Raw genomic sequence first — 13,743 nt, 5'->3', positions numbered from 1 at the left:
AAAAAAGGTAATTAACATTGTGCACAAGAGTTATCCACAAGTTGTGAATAAAAAAAGAAACCCTCTAAAATAAAGGGAGGGCAACCGTTTTATGATGTGGATAAGTTTGTTTCTTTTTGCTACTCAATTCACAGGTCAAATAAGCTTGTTGATAATTCTGTTAAAATCTTCTTCCGTCGAAAAGTGGATCTGAATAGTTCCAGAGTGATTTTTGTGATAACGAAGAGTAACAGGGAGACCAAGTGATTTTTCAAGTTCTTTTTCTTTATCTTTTATATGAATATCTTTTTTTGATTTTTGTTTTTTTGGAAGTTCTTGAAGTCTTTTTTCCAGGGTACGAACTGACCATTTTTCAGTAAGGACCTGATGATAGATAGTTAATTGCTTTTTTGTATCCTCAACAGCTAAAAGTGCTCTAGCATGTCCTTGACTCAGTTTGCCATTTTCGATACTCGTCTGTATCTCTTGGGGAAGTTGGAGGAGTCTGAGAGCGTTACTGATATAAGGTCTGGATTTCCCCATAGCTTTCGCCAGTTCCTCGTGACTATAAGCTAGCTCATTAATTAAACTACGATAGGCCTTTGCTTCTTCAATGGGATTGAGATTCGATCGTTGTAAATTTTCAATAATAGCTTGTTTACGGCTTTCTTGATCTGTAACTTTCTTTACAACTGCAGGGATTTCTGTCATTCCTAGACGTTTACAGGCACGTAAACGTCTTTCCCCAGCAATTAGTTCATAACCAATAATATCCGATTTTCGGACAATGATTGGCTGTATCAGTCCATTTTCTGCAATCGATTGGCTTAGCTCCGCTAATTCTTCATCAGAGAACTCTATACGAGGTTGAAAAGGATTGGGATAGATGTCACTAATAGGTAAAGCTTTGAGTTGTTCTTGCATGTTATTCCTTTCCGAAAAAAGACCTTTACATTATTGTAAAGGTCTTTTGACAGATTTGTCAATGACTTAGTCAGACAAGTCTTCTGTAGATTTTGTTAATTTAAGTTCTTCAGTTTTCTTCTCTTTACCACGATAGAAGGTTACCTTGATTGTATCTCCGATACTATGGCTGTAAAGATTGGTTTGAATATCAGTTTTTGAGCTGATTTCCTTACCGTCAATTTCAGTGATAACATCATTTTCTTGAAGTTTACCGTCAGCTGGCATACCTTTTTGAACGCTGCCGACTACCACTCCAGATTTCACATCATCTGGTAAATCTAATTTAGAAGTTGCACTGCTAGAAAGGCTATTAAGATCGGCCATTGAGATTCCTAGGGCTGGTCGTGTAACTTTACCGTCTTTTTCCAATTGATTGATAATCTCGACAACATCGTTTGATGGAATGGCAAATCCCATACCTTCAACGGCGCTACCAGCGACTGCTGATGTTGATGAAATTTTACTTGAGTTAATACCGATAACTTGTCCTTCGATATTGACTAAGGCACCACCTGAGTTACCAGGGTTAATGGCAGCATCCGTTTGGATAGCATTTGTTGAAACAGTTTCACCATTGTCGTTTTGCATAGTTACGGTACGGCTAAGGCTAGAAACGATTCCCTCTGTTACTGAGTTGGCGTATTCGGTACCAAGTGGGCTACCGATAGCAATTGCCTTCTCACCGACTGTGAGAGAGTTTGAGTCTGCAAATTCCGCTACGGTTTTAATTTTATCTGAAGAAACTTTGACAACTGCTAGGTCAGAGTAAGTATCTTTACCAACGAGTTCACCAGTAATTTTTGATCCATCTGAAAGCATGATTTCAAGTTTTTTAGCGCCATCGACAACGTGGTTGTTGGTTACGATATAAGCCTCTTTACCATCCTTTTTATAGATAACACCGGAACCTTCACCAGCGACTTGTAACCCATCAGAATCTTTTGATTTGTCTTGGTTAGAGTCAGAACTATCATCTCCACCAAAGATACGGCCATAAAGTTCATTTAGAGAATCTGAAGATGACCCTTCTTGGTAATTGATGACAGAAACAACGGCATTTTGTACTTTCTTAACAGCTTTAGTTGTATCTGTTGTATTATTGTATACGGTCTTAGCTGTTTTAACACCTGTATCTGTTGAATTGGTAAAAGATACCCCTGCTGCTGTTAGTAGGATAAAGGCACCTAGTAAACCACCTAGTAAGCCAATAACAAGCATTGCAATCGGCGCTACTATTTTTTTCCAGTTAAATTTTTTCACGTTTAGTCCTCCTTTTTGATAAACATATCAAAGTAAGCTTAATTATATCATAAAGTGATTTTAAAAAACAGTTATCAACAGTCTGTGGATAAGTTTCAAAAAGTGTAGATAAGAAGCTATTTTATAGGGATAACTAAAGATTCTTAACAGTAAAAAGGTGTGGATAAGGTGTTAAAAGATTGTGGATATGTGCTATAATAAGCCTATGAAAGTTAAATTGATTACCGTTGGAAAATTGAAAGAAAAATATTTGAAAGATGGCATTGCGGAGTATGTCAAACGACTAGGACGCTTTACAAAATTTGAGTCTATAGAATTAACGGATGAAAAGACACCAGATAATGCAAGCGAATCTGAAAATAAAGCTATCCTAGACAAAGAGGGGCAGCGTATCTTGGCTAAAGTAGGTGATCGTGATTATGTCATTGCCTTAGCTATTGAAGGAAAACAATTTCCCTCGGAGCAATTTGCTAAAGAGTTAGAGCAAGCGACTCTTAGAGGCTATTCAGATATTACTTTTATTATAGGGGGAAGTTTGGGACTCTCTCCTACAGTGAAAAAGAGGGCTAATCAATTAATGAGTTTTGGTCTCTTAACGTTCCCTCATCAGCTTATGCGCCTTGTATTAGTAGAACAAATTTATCGCGCATTCATGATTCAGCAGGGAAGTCCTTACCATAAGTAGAAGAAGGAAACAGACATGTTCAGAATGAAAAAACGCTCCTATCGTGTTTTTGAAGGATTACGGGTAGCAACTCTAGTAAGTTATATAGGGGGCTTCATTGATGCCTATACTTACAATACTCAAGACGGACGATTTGCAAGTATTCAGACAGGTAATCTCCTTTATTTGGTTATTCATCTTGTTGAGGGGCATATTGCAAGAGCTTTCAGCTATGTGATACCTATTTTTTTCTTTGTTTTAGGTCAGTTTTTTGTTTTTTTTGTTAAGAAGTGGCTCATTAACCATAAATGGGGATGGCATTTGCAAGCGATTAGACTTGCCTTTCTCTTGATGACTATTCTCGCCATTATTACACCTTACGTTGATTCTACTATTACGATTGCAGGCTTGGCATTTTTTGCCTCTCTTCAGGTAGGGATTTTTAAGCGCGTCAGAGGGGTAAATTATGCTTCCTTCATGATGACTGGTAATATTACGAATACCTCTTTAACCGTTGCCAGGGCTATTGACGAGGGGGATCCCAAAGTGCTTAAACAAGCTTCTTACACTATTATTATCATCTTTACATTTATGGTAGGAGTTGCAGCCTCAACTTGGTTTGCTCAATATTTACATGAATACAGCCTATATACGACTTTGCTTCCCTTGCTTGTTTTAAATTATTTCCTATTTATCGAGGCAAAAGAAAAACGCAACTAGAGATTCTAGATTGCGTTTTTTATCTGATCCCAGCAGGATTCGAACCTGCGACCGTTCGCTTAGAAGGCGAATGCTCTATCCAGCTGAGCTATGGGACCAATAACTCTATTAGTTTACAAAATATATAGCAACATGTCAATACTTTGTAAAAGCAAGATAAAAACTAACGTAAAATTCGAATAAATTTAGCAAAATTTAATATTTTTTTTTGAAAAAAAGTATAGACAAAATCGAATACTCTGATATAATAATAAGAGTGTTAACGAGATAAAAATCTCAGAACTTGGTCCGTTGGTCAAGGGGTTAAGACACCGCCTTTTCACGGCGGTAACACGGGTTCGAATCCCGTACGGACTATTTTTGCTACTTAGCAGTTTTATCCGCCATAGCTCAGTTGGTAGTAGCGCATGACTGTTAATCATGATGTCGTAGGTTCGAGTCCTACTGGCGGAGTGATAAGACACCTCAAGTTGTATAGCTTGAGTTTTTTTGTACCCAAAGATAAATAAGGTCTGGAACAATTGTTCCAGACCTATTTAATTTTATTTAAGATAATCAGCGTTTTTGAATAACGGTTATTTTTCTGATGAAATAAGCGTAGCAACAAAATATGATACTTGCCAATAGACTAATCAATAAACCTGTCTTAAGACCATAGGGAATGAAGGTTAGAACAACTTTACCTTTCCCACTAGGGACATCGACTTTCATGAACCCCTTTTGGGCTCGTTGAATCTTAACTTTTTTATGGTTTATGGTCGCTGTCCACCCCTTATCGTATGGAATGGTGAAGAATAGTGAGGCATTCGTTTTACTACTATAATCAACGAACACTTTATTATTTGACGTCGTAACCTTGCTATCACGTTCATTAATAGTATCCATAGCTATCTGATAGTTTTGAGTATCAAGGGCATAAAAACTAGGATTATCAAAGGATATTGCTTTATTGCCAGGAAAACTAAGTTTGATGGTAACCATTGATTCTGTTTCAAAGTAGCCAAGATCGAAGAAATCAAAGGTATTATCAGTAACTTGATTCCTTGTCACACCATTTACAGTAATTGACAGAGAGTGGTTATTGTCATCGGACCAAGAAATATTAGGAATACTAACATAGAGTTGACTATGTGGTGGAGCGATGACTCGATAGGTGATTGTTACAAAATCTTTATTCGAGTTGCTAACGTTTTTAGCCACGCGCTGATTCAAAGACTTAGCATCTTGATCAAAAAGTTGAGATGGAGCTCGTTTAAAATAGGTTAAGTTAAGTCCAGATAGAGCATTTAGCAAGCTAGTTTGATTGTCAAGCGTATTGACAGCGAAGTCAATATTCTTGTAAATGCCATCAGTTAAGATAGCAAGCTGGCTTGCATTATTATTTTGATAAAGCCCCATTGTTTTTTCAGAAGTTACGTGATTAAAACCATACTTATTAAGGTCAAAGTTCGATAAATTATATTTTATTCCGAAGAGACTATCAGCGATAATGGTGTTATTTTGGTAACGTAGGTTTAAATTAGTCCCTTCAGATTTGAAGCCTAACCTATCGAGTGTTGAGCTTGAAGCAGTATTTCGAATGGATGAGAACTGAGAGATACCATTATAGTTGAATTTCATACTGTCGTTACCAGTTTGAGCCTCTAACCTTTCAGTACGGTAAAAAGTCTTATTTGCTTGCTTAGTATCTGAAACTAGTTTTGTAATGGCTGACATATTTCGTAGGTAGCCTTCACGAGTTGGAAATACCCACTCATTTCCCAGAGCTCCAACAACATAGTAAGTACTTAATGCAAGCTCAAAAATGCAGAATAAGAAGGTGAAACAGCGAAAAACACTCCCAGGAATTTGCTGTCTAAAATAGCTAATAAATAGAATGGCATAGGCTAGAAGAAATGCTAGGCTTAATAGCCAGGAGACTGATTCAATGAAGCTATAGTGAGATTGGAAAATCCAAGTTAGTAAGTAAGCGGTACTCAATCCTAAGAAAGATAGGAGGAGTCTTTTAAAAGAAAAGTTTTTAATTCGGTTGAGTGTTTCTCCTGCCAAAAGAACAATTAGGAGAGATAGGAGCCAAGAATAGCGATGGAGAAACATGTTGGGTGCATGCATTCCTTGCCAAAACAAATCAAGAGGCTGTAAGTAGAAGCTAGCGATAAAGAAAGCTACTAATAAGAGATAACCTAGACGTAATGATAGCTTGACTTCCCTACTAATAAAGAAAAGTAGAAAAAGAATCAAAGGTAAGATTCCCACATAAATCATAGGGATTGACCCAAATTTAGTAGTATCGTAAACTCCAACGAGATTTTTCGCAAAGAAGTCAAAATAATAGGTGGACTCTGTCAACAAACTTGACGCACCTGTAAACTTTTCACCATGTGTGGTCAAGTCAAGTAGTGTAGGCAGTAACATGACAGCACTACTTAAACCAGCAAGTATAGAAACAATTCCAAAGTCTATGAAATGAAGAATCTTAATCTTCCATCCCTTGATAGTTATCAATTGTACTATGGTGTAAAGGGTTAGGAAAATAGCCATCATATAACCAAAATAGTAATTTTGGATAAAAAGACAGGTTAGGCTAAAAAAGTATAAGCCCCGTTTATTGAATCTTAGTAAGAGGTGTAAACCTAATATGATTAGAGGTGCTAGAATAAAGGCATCTAGCCAGGTATTAATTTCTAACTGACTGGTAGCGAAGCTCATCAAAGAAAATCCTGTAGAAAGACATAGGATGAAACTTCTTGACACTTTTGTAAAGAGCCGCTTAAAACTAAAAGCTCCTGATAACCCAATAAGGCCGAATTTAAGGAGTGTTATATAATAAAAAGCATCGGCCATTTGGTTGACAGTAAAGAAATAGTAAAGTGGAGACAAGAAGGAACCTAGGTAATAGCTTGTTAGAGCATAGAAATTAAGCCCTAGACCACTTGTGAAGGTGTAAAAGAGGCTCCCATCTTCATGAAGTATATTCCTAAGTTCAGTCGCAAATATCACATATTGATGAAAACCATCACTTGTTAAAATAGTTCTTTCACTACCTGGATAGATTTTTTGGCTGAAAAGGACACCTATCATGATTATTACAGGTATGAAAAAAGCAGCCAGATAAAATAATGAGGTCGTTTGGTATTTTTTATTTGTCATAATGATACTAAGACAGGTTGGGATATCCCAACCTGTGTCTTTTTATAGTTAATCAGCCCATAGAGCTTTGACTTTAGCTTGAACTTCTTCATTTTCAAGGAATTCGTCATAAGTTTCATCAATACGGTCAATAACCCCATTTTTTGAAACGACAACGATGTGGTTCGCTATTGTTTGTATAAACTCGTGGTCATGACTGGCAAAGATAACAGACTCTTTGAAGTCACGGACACCATCATTTAGACTTGAAATTGATTCCAAATCCAAGTGATTAGTAGGATCATCTAGAAGAAGGACGTTAGATTTCAAAAGCATGAGTTTTGAAAGCATGACACGTACTTTTTCTCCCCCTGAGAGGACACTAACTGATTTATTAACCTCATCTCCTGAGAAGAGCATACGTCCAAGAAATCCACGCAAGAAGGTATCATCATCTTCACCTTTTTCTGCGAATTGACGAAGCCATTCAAGGATAGATTCACCAGAGGCAAATTCCTTAGAATTATCTTTTGGAAGGTAAGAACGGCTAGTAGTAACACCCCATTTGATTGTACCTTCGTAGTCAATATCACCGGCAAGAGCACGAATCAATGCAGTTGTTTGAATATCGTTTTGACCGATGATGGCAGTTTTATCTCCTGGTCGTAAGATGAAACTAATGTTGTCAAGAATAGTCTCACCATCCATCTTAACAGTGAGATTTTCAACTGTTAAAAGGTCATTACCGATTTCACGCTCTGCTTTGAAATTGATGAATGGATATTTACGACTTGATGGGACGATTTCTTCTAGCTCAATTTTATCGAGCATTTTCTTACGAGAAGTCGCTTGTTTAGATTTTGAAGCGTTGGCAGAGAAACGTGCAACGAACTCTTGAAGTTCTTTGATTTTTTCTTCTGCTTTGGCATTACGGTCAGCCTGCAAGCGAGCAGCTAATTCTGAAGATTGTTTCCAGAAGTCATAGTTACCAACATAGAGTTTGATTTTACCAAAGTCAAGGTCGGCCATATGCGTACATACCTTGTTCAAGAAGTGACGGTCATGGGATACGACAATAACAGTATTTTCAAAATCAATCAAGAAATCTTCAAGCCAAGAGATTGACTGAATATCAAGACCGTTGGTAGGTTCGTCAAGAAGAAGTACATCAGGTTTACCAAAGAGTGCTTTTGCAAGGAGCACTTTCACCTTGTCACCATTAGCCAATTCACTCATATTTTGATAGTGAAGGTCTTCTGGGATATTTAGATTCTGAAGCAATTGTGAGGCTTCGCTTTCAGCTTCCCAACCACCTAATTCAGCAAAGAGTCCTTCTAGTTCAGCAGCACGGACACCATCTTCATCTGAAAAATCTTCTTTCATGTAGATGGCATCTTTTTCTTTCATGATATCGTAGAGGCGCTCATTACCCATGATAACAACATCGATAACGCGTTCTTCTTCATAGTCAAAGTGGTTCTGACGAAGGACAGAAAGACGTTCATCAGGACCAAGAGAGATGTGTCCTGTTGTTGGTTCGATATCACCAGCTAAAATTTTCAAAAAAGTAGATTTACCAGCACCATTAGCACCGATAAGACCATAAGTATTACCTGGCGTGAAGGCAATGTTAACATCATCAAAAAGTTTACGATCGCTAAAACGAAGCGATACATCTGATACAGTAAGCATATAATATCCTTTATTTTTATTCTTAACTACTATTTTACGAGAAATTAGACTTTATTTCAATTGATTTTACAAGGGATTAATAAAGTCATTTGGAACTCTTTGGTAATCTTTTTGGAGGCTAAATCCACGTCCCATAACTGTAGAAGCAGGAACAATGACGATAAAGGCAGTTTCATCTATTTTTTGGATTTCTTCTTGGACTTTTGGAACCTCATGAGTTGACAAGGTGGTCATAATCATATTTTGTGCATGTCCGGTATGTCCACCAAGAACTGGGATTTTTGTTGCTCCTCGATCAGCCACTCTAGTGATGTAGTTTAGGATTTGTTCACTATTTTGCGAAATGATTAGAAGATTTCGTGATGAATTGAGTCCGACCATCATTTTATCAATTGTAAGAGAAACAACTCCAAGTGAGAGAATGGAATACATAACAGTATCAGGAGGAAAGGCAATAGCACTGATTGCGACAATGATCCCATCGACAATAAGTAGTACCATTCCTAGTGGGAGTGGCGTATATTTGTTGAGAATTTGTGTGATAATTCCAGTTCCTCCAGTTGAGGAATTTCCATAGAAGACTATTCCTAGTCCTAGCCCTAATACAATCCCACCAAAAATAGCAGCCAACAAAGGTTGTTTGGTGAGTGTAGGTAAGCCCTCAGTTAATTTAATAAAAGTTGGGAAGACAAGAGACCCATAGAAGGTTTTTAGGAGAACTTCGCGGCCAAGAAAGAACCAACATAAAATTAACAAAGGGATGGTTGTTGCTAAGACGAAGTTAGCATTATTCCAACCAAAAAGGGCGTTTAAACTAATGGCTAGCCCTCCGACACCACCTGAAGCAATATTATTCTTAACTAAAAGTGAGTTATAGCCAACCGCAGCAATAAAAGAACCGAGTGTAACTAAAAGTATGTCTATTATTCGACGTTTCATATAATATCTCCTAGAAATGATATTCTTATTATCAAGTCTTTTTAAGTTTCCGTCAAGTAATGACTATTTTGGTTGTATCTGAGGTTGTGTTTCACGTGAAACTAGAAACATAATCTTGACAAAAATAGATAAAACAATGTAGAATAATAGTCATCAGAAGAGTAATTCTATCCTTTTTTATAGAGAGCTGGTGGTTGCTGAAAACCAGTATGAAGGTGGAATGAATGGGCTGAAGAGAATTGACAATTAACGTGAACACATAAACGTTAGGTTTGGCACCCCTTATCGTGCAACTTCTTTGTTGAGAAGGTTTGAGATGATAGCTGCAGAATGAGTTATCAACTGAGGTGGTACCGCGTATCAAAAGTGATTAACGCCCTCACGCATGTTTTTGCGTGGGGATTTTTTTGTATTAGAGAGGTAATTATATGACGAAACCTATTATTTTGACGGGAGACCGTCCAACAGGGAAACTTCATCTAGGACACTATGTTGGTAGTTTAAAAAATCGTGTCCTTTTACAAAACGAAGATAAATATAACATGTTTGTCTTCTTGGCTGATCAGCAAGCTCTTACGGATCACGCAAAAGAGTCAGAGATCATCAAAGAATCAATTGGGAATGTTGCTTTAGATTATCTCTCTGTAGGTTTGGATCCAGCGAAGTCAACTATTTTCATTCAAAGTCAGATTCCTGAGTTGGCTGAGTTGACTATGTATTACATGAACCTAGTTTCATTGGCACGTTTAGAGCGTAACCCAACGGTTAAGACGGAAATTGCTCAAAAAGGTTTCGGAGAATCGATTCCAACAGGATTTCTAGTTTATCCAATTTCTCAGGCAGCTGATATCACGGCCTTTAAAGCAAATTATGTTCCTGTAGGTAATGACCAAAAGCCAATGATTGAGCAGACACGTGAAATTGCACGTAGCTTCAATCATACTTATAATTGTGATATTTTGGTTGAGCCAGAGGGAATCTACCCTGAAAATGAAGCTGCAGGACGCCTTCCAGGTCTAGATGGTAATGCTAAGATGTCTAAATCCTTGGGTAATGGTATCTTCCTTTCAGATGATGAGGACACTGTTCGTAAAAAAGTCATGAGCATGTATACGGATCCAAATCATATTCGTGTGGAAGATCCAGGCCAAATTGAAGGTAACATGGTTTTCCATTATCTTGATATCTTTGGTCGCGAAGAGGATGCTACTACAATTGCTGAAATGAAAGAACATTATCAACGAGGCGGTTTAGGAGATGTGAAGACGAAACGTTATCTTCTAGAAATCTTAGAACGTGAGTTAGCTCCAATTCGTGAACGCCGTTTAGAATATGCCAAGGATATGGGAGAAGTTTTCCGTATGCTTGAAAAAGGTAGTCAAGCAGCGCGTGAAGTTGCTGGACAAACATTGGCAGAAGTAAAAGAAGCAATGGGAATTAATTATTTTTAAGAAATAAAAAGTAGGGACTCAAGATAATCTGGAGCCCTATTTTTATTTGGAAAAAGGTTTTCTTAGAATCTTATGCGAAATCTGTTGACAAATCATTTTAGCATGATATGATATTATCAATTAAAAAATAGACTGGGGTTTCTGTACCTCAAAACTTTGAGAAAAGAGGACGATTATAATGTCAAATTGGGACACTAAATTCTTGAAAAAAGGTTACACTTTTGATGACGTATTGCTTATTCCTGCGGAAAGTCATGTTCTACCAAACAACGTCAACTTGAAGACGAAATTGGCTAAAAATTTGACATTAAATATCCCAATTATCACTGCAGCCATGGATACGGTCACAGATAGTAAGATGGCTATCTCAATTGCTCGTGCAGGTGGTTTGGGTGTCATTCACAAAAATATGTCTATTGCGGAACAAGCTGAAGAAGTTCGAAAAGTAAAGCGCTCTGAAAATGGTGTCATCATTGATCCATTCTTCTTAACGCCTGAAAATAAAGTTGCTGAAGCTGAAGAGTTGATGCAACGTTACCGTATTTCAGGGGTTCCAATTGTTGAGACACTTGAAAATCGTAAATTGGTTGGTATTATCACAAACCGTGATATGCGTTTTATCTCTAATTACGATACTCCAATTTCAGAACACATGACTTCTGAAAAATTGGTCACTGCTCCAGTTGGAACAGATCTTGAAACAGCTGAAAGTATTCTCCATGAGCATCGTATTGAAAAGCTACCTCTAGTTGATGAAGAAGGTCGTTTGTCAGGACTCATTACTATTAAGGATATCGAAAAAGTTATCGAGTTTCCTAATGCAGCTAAGGATGAGTTCGGTCGTCTTTTGGTAGCAGGTGCTGTAGGGGTTACTTCTGATACCTTTGAACGTGCAGAAGCTCTCTTTGAAGCAGGCGCAGATGCTATTGTCATTGATACTGCACATGGTCATTCAGCAGGTGTTCTTCGTAAAATTGCTGAAATTCGTGCCCACTTCCCAGATCGTACTTTGATTGCAGGAAATATTGCAACAGCTGAAGGTGCGCGTGCACTTTATGAAGCAGGTGTCGATGTCGTTAAAGTAGGTATCGGACCAGGTTCTATTTGTACAACACGTGTGGTTGCGGGTGTAGGTGTTCCTCAAGTCACTGCTATTTACGATGCTGCAAGTGTTGCGCGTGAATACGGAAAAACAATCATTGCTGATGGTGGTATCAAATACTCAGGTGATATTGTAAAAGCTCTTGCAGCAGGTGGTAATGCTGTAATGCTTGGTTCTATGTTTGCTGGTACTGATGAAGCACCAGGTGAAACTGAGATTTTCCAAGGTCGTAAATATAAATCATACCGTGGTATGGGATCAATTGCAGCGATGAAGAAGGGATCAAGCGATCGTTACTTCCAAGGTGCAGTTAATGAAGCGAATAAACTTGTTCCAGAAGGAATTGAAGGCCGTGTAGCTTATAAAGGTTCTGCTGCTGATATTGTATTCCAATTGATTGGCGGTATCCGTGCAGGTATGGGTTATACAGGTGCAGAAGACATCCAGGCTTTACATGATAAAGCTCAGTTTGTTGAAATGTCAGGTGCAGGACTTATTGAAAGTCACCCTCATGATGTTCAAATTACCAACGAGGCGCCTAACTACTCAGCTCATTAATAAACATAAAAGTACTTATCTCAGATAAGTACTTTTTGTTTACAGAGATATTTACAATAAGTTTACAACGTATTTACGTGAGTATAGTTGTTAATAAAGGATTTAGGTTGAAAGAATTTACAACTTGTTAGGTGATACTTGTCACATCTGTCAATTACCCAAAAATAGAAAAACAAGTCATTTAATCGACTTGTTTTTCATAAATATTACCATTCTTAACTAAGAAGGTCTTTAAATCAGGTGGTAGGTTACTCAGATGATCAAGTGAAGTTGTCGTCATGAAGGTTTGAACCTCTTCGTCAATACTTTCTAACAGTTTAAGTTGACGGTGGTTGTCAAGCTCACTCATGACATCATCGAGGAGAAGAATAGGAAATTCACCTGTTACTTTTTTTATCAGAGCAATCTCAGCCATTTTTAAAGAAAGAATGAGGCTACGTTGCTGCCCCTGACTACCGAAAGATGCGTTCATGTCATTGATGTAAAATGTCAAATCATCCCTATGTGGACCAACACCAGTGTTCTTTTTGAAGATATCTCTTTTGTGATTTTGCTTTAACGTGGTTAAAAATGATTCGCGAATAACTTTGTTATTTTCCAGTGGGATATTAGATTCGTAGGAGATTTTAAGGCGCTCTATCTGATTTGAGAGGTTACTATGATGTCTATCTGCCTCCTCCTCTAATTGCTTGATAAATTCTAGTCTATGTTCGATAACTCGTGCTCCAAAATCGGAAAGCTGTTCATCTAACACTGAGAGGAAATTAATGTCTACATTGTCAGTAGATTTGAGATAGGCATTACGTTGTTTGAGTACATGATTATAACTTGATAAGTCTGAGAGATAAACAGGCTTAATCTGTCCTAAATCAATATCTATAAATTTACGTCTCAGGCTTGGAGATCCTTTTACAAGTTGTAAATCCTCAGGAGCAAATAGCACCACAGTCATGTGACCGATATAATCGGATAATTTAGCTTGTTTGAGGTGGTTAACCTTTGTTATGCGTCCTTTATTAGATAAACTGATTTCCAGAGGTAGCTTCCCACTATGACGATGCACGATGCCGTTCAGTTTGAGAGTATTTTGTTGAAATTGAATCAGTTCTTTATCTGAACGGGTCCGATGACTACGTGTCAATGCTAGAAAATAGATGGCCTCAAGAATATTTGTTTTTCCTTGGGCATTGCGACCAAGAAAAATATTGAGATGAGGTGAGAAGCTCACAGAGGCTTCAGTATAATTTCTAAAGTGTTGAATATCAATTTTTTCGAGCCACATA

General features: G+C 37.6%; 10 protein-coding genes, 3 tRNA genes and 1 other annotated feature. Of the genes, 6 read left to right on the top strand and 7 right to left on the bottom strand.

The annotated features are described in order from the left end of the window. Window positions 1-135 precede the first annotated feature (135 nt). Window positions 136-903: a ParB/RepB/Spo0J family partition protein gene (locus SSAL8618_RS10205; protein WP_038676938.1), complete on the bottom strand. Its 768-nt coding sequence runs from the start codon at window positions 901-903 to the stop codon at window positions 136-138. A 66-nt stretch (window positions 904-969) separates the two neighbouring features. Next, the gene (locus SSAL8618_RS10200; protein ID WP_037611167.1) at window positions 970-2,205 is read right to left on the bottom strand and encodes a S1C family serine protease; all 1,236 of its coding nucleotides are present in this window, start codon (window positions 2,203-2,205) and stop codon (window positions 970-972) included. Window positions 2,206-2,410: 205 nt separating this feature from the next. On the opposite strand from SSAL8618_RS10200, the gene rlmH reads away from it, so the two are divergent. Both rlmH and SSAL8618_RS10190 read left to right on the top strand, forming a co-directional pair. Next, complete coding sequence (rlmH, locus tag SSAL8618_RS10195) at window positions 2,411-2,890, top strand: 23S rRNA (pseudouridine(1915)-N(3))-methyltransferase RlmH (RefSeq protein WP_022495861.1); 480 nt, start codon at window positions 2,411-2,413, stop codon at window positions 2,888-2,890. Window positions 2,891-2,905: 15 nt separating this feature from the next. Next, window positions 2,906-3,589: a YoaK family protein gene (locus tag SSAL8618_RS10190; protein WP_038676936.1), complete on the top strand. Its 684-nt coding sequence runs from the start codon at window positions 2,906-2,908 to the stop codon at window positions 3,587-3,589. 24 nt (window positions 3,590-3,613) lie between these two features. Here the strand turns inward: SSAL8618_RS10190 and SSAL8618_RS10185 are convergent. Beyond that, window positions 3,614-3,687 (bottom strand) — tRNA-Arg (locus SSAL8618_RS10185). A 187-nt stretch (window positions 3,688-3,874) separates the two neighbouring features. On the opposite strand from SSAL8618_RS10185, the gene SSAL8618_RS10180 reads away from it, so the two are divergent. Beyond that, a tRNA-Glu gene (locus tag SSAL8618_RS10180) sits at window positions 3,875-3,946 on the top strand. 22 nt (window positions 3,947-3,968) lie between these two features. Then, window positions 3,969-4,042: transfer RNA gene (locus SSAL8618_RS10175), tRNA-Asn, on the top strand. 102 nt (window positions 4,043-4,144) lie between these two features. On the opposite strand, the gene SSAL8618_RS10170 is transcribed toward SSAL8618_RS10175, so the two are convergent. The 3 genes from SSAL8618_RS10170 to SSAL8618_RS10160 form a co-directional block, all read right to left on the bottom strand. After that, the gene (locus SSAL8618_RS10170) at window positions 4,145-6,739 is read right to left on the bottom strand and encodes a YfhO family protein (protein ID WP_038676934.1); all 2,595 of its coding nucleotides are present in this window, start codon (window positions 6,737-6,739) and stop codon (window positions 4,145-4,147) included. Window positions 6,740-6,787: 48 nt separating this feature from the next. Further along, window positions 6,788-8,410 (bottom strand): ABC-F family ATP-binding cassette domain-containing protein, encoded by a 1,623-nt coding sequence (locus tag SSAL8618_RS10165; RefSeq protein ID WP_022496143.1) that lies wholly within the window; start codon window positions 8,408-8,410, stop codon window positions 6,788-6,790. A 66-nt stretch (window positions 8,411-8,476) separates the two neighbouring features. Next, the gene (locus tag SSAL8618_RS10160) at window positions 8,477-9,349 is read right to left on the bottom strand and encodes a YitT family protein (protein WP_002883963.1); all 873 of its coding nucleotides are present in this window, start codon (window positions 9,347-9,349) and stop codon (window positions 8,477-8,479) included. A gap of 144 nt (window positions 9,350-9,493) precedes the next feature. Then, window positions 9,494-9,733, top strand: a binding site (T-box leader). Window positions 9,734-9,777: 44 nt separating this feature from the next. On the opposite strand from SSAL8618_RS10160, the gene trpS reads away from it, so the two are divergent. Both trpS and guaB read left to right on the top strand, forming a co-directional pair. After that, on the top strand, window positions 9,778-10,800 hold the full coding sequence (trpS, locus tag SSAL8618_RS10155; RefSeq protein WP_002883969.1) for a tryptophan--tRNA ligase: 1,023 nt from the start codon (window positions 9,778-9,780) through the stop codon (window positions 10,798-10,800). 178 nt (window positions 10,801-10,978) lie between these two features. Then, entirely contained in the window at window positions 10,979-12,460 is a 1,482-nt protein-coding gene (gene guaB / locus SSAL8618_RS10150) for an IMP dehydrogenase (RefSeq protein WP_013991341.1), read from the top strand. A 181-nt stretch (window positions 12,461-12,641) separates the two neighbouring features. On the opposite strand, the gene recF is transcribed toward guaB, so the two are convergent. Next, window positions 12,642-13,742, bottom strand: a complete 1,101-nt coding sequence (gene recF, locus SSAL8618_RS10145; RefSeq protein ID WP_038676931.1) for a DNA replication/repair protein RecF — start codon at window positions 13,740-13,742, stop codon at window positions 12,642-12,644. Window position 13,743 lies beyond the last annotated feature (1 nt).

It is taken from the genome of Streptococcus salivarius, from assembly GCF_000785515.1.
Classification (GTDB): Bacteria; Bacillota; Bacilli; order Lactobacillales; family Streptococcaceae; genus Streptococcus; species Streptococcus salivarius.
This window is presented reverse-complemented; position numbering and strand designations above follow the sequence as displayed.

Bases quoted from the DNA above. Each gene is read 5' to 3' on its own strand.
- SSAL8618_RS10205 (WP_038676938.1), bottom strand. From the start codon at position 903: ATGCAAGAACAACTCAAAGCTTTACCTATTAGTGACATCTATCCCAAT.
- rlmH (WP_022495861.1), top strand. From the start codon at position 2,411: ATGAAAGTTAAATTGATTACCGTTGGAAAATTGAAAGAAAAATATTTG.
- SSAL8618_RS10190 (WP_038676936.1), top strand. From the start codon at position 2,906: ATGTTCAGAATGAAAAAACGCTCCTATCGTGTTTTTGAAGGATTACGG.
- SSAL8618_RS10170 (WP_038676934.1), bottom strand. From the start codon at position 6,739: ATGACAAATAAAAAATACCAAACGACCTCATTATTTTATCTGGCTGCT.
- SSAL8618_RS10165 (WP_022496143.1), bottom strand. From the start codon at position 8,410: ATGCTTACTGTATCAGATGTATCGCTTCGTTTTAGCGATCGTAAACTT.
- SSAL8618_RS10160 (WP_002883963.1), bottom strand. From the start codon at position 9,349: ATGAAACGTCGAATAATAGACATACTTTTAGTTACACTCGGTTCTTTT.
- trpS (WP_002883969.1), top strand. From the start codon at position 9,778: ATGACGAAACCTATTATTTTGACGGGAGACCGTCCAACAGGGAAACTT.
- guaB (WP_013991341.1), top strand. From the start codon at position 10,979: ATGTCAAATTGGGACACTAAATTCTTGAAAAAAGGTTACACTTTTGAT.
- recF (WP_038676931.1), bottom strand. From the start codon at position 13,742: ATGTGGCTCGAAAAAATTGATATTCAACACTTTAGAAATTATACTGAA.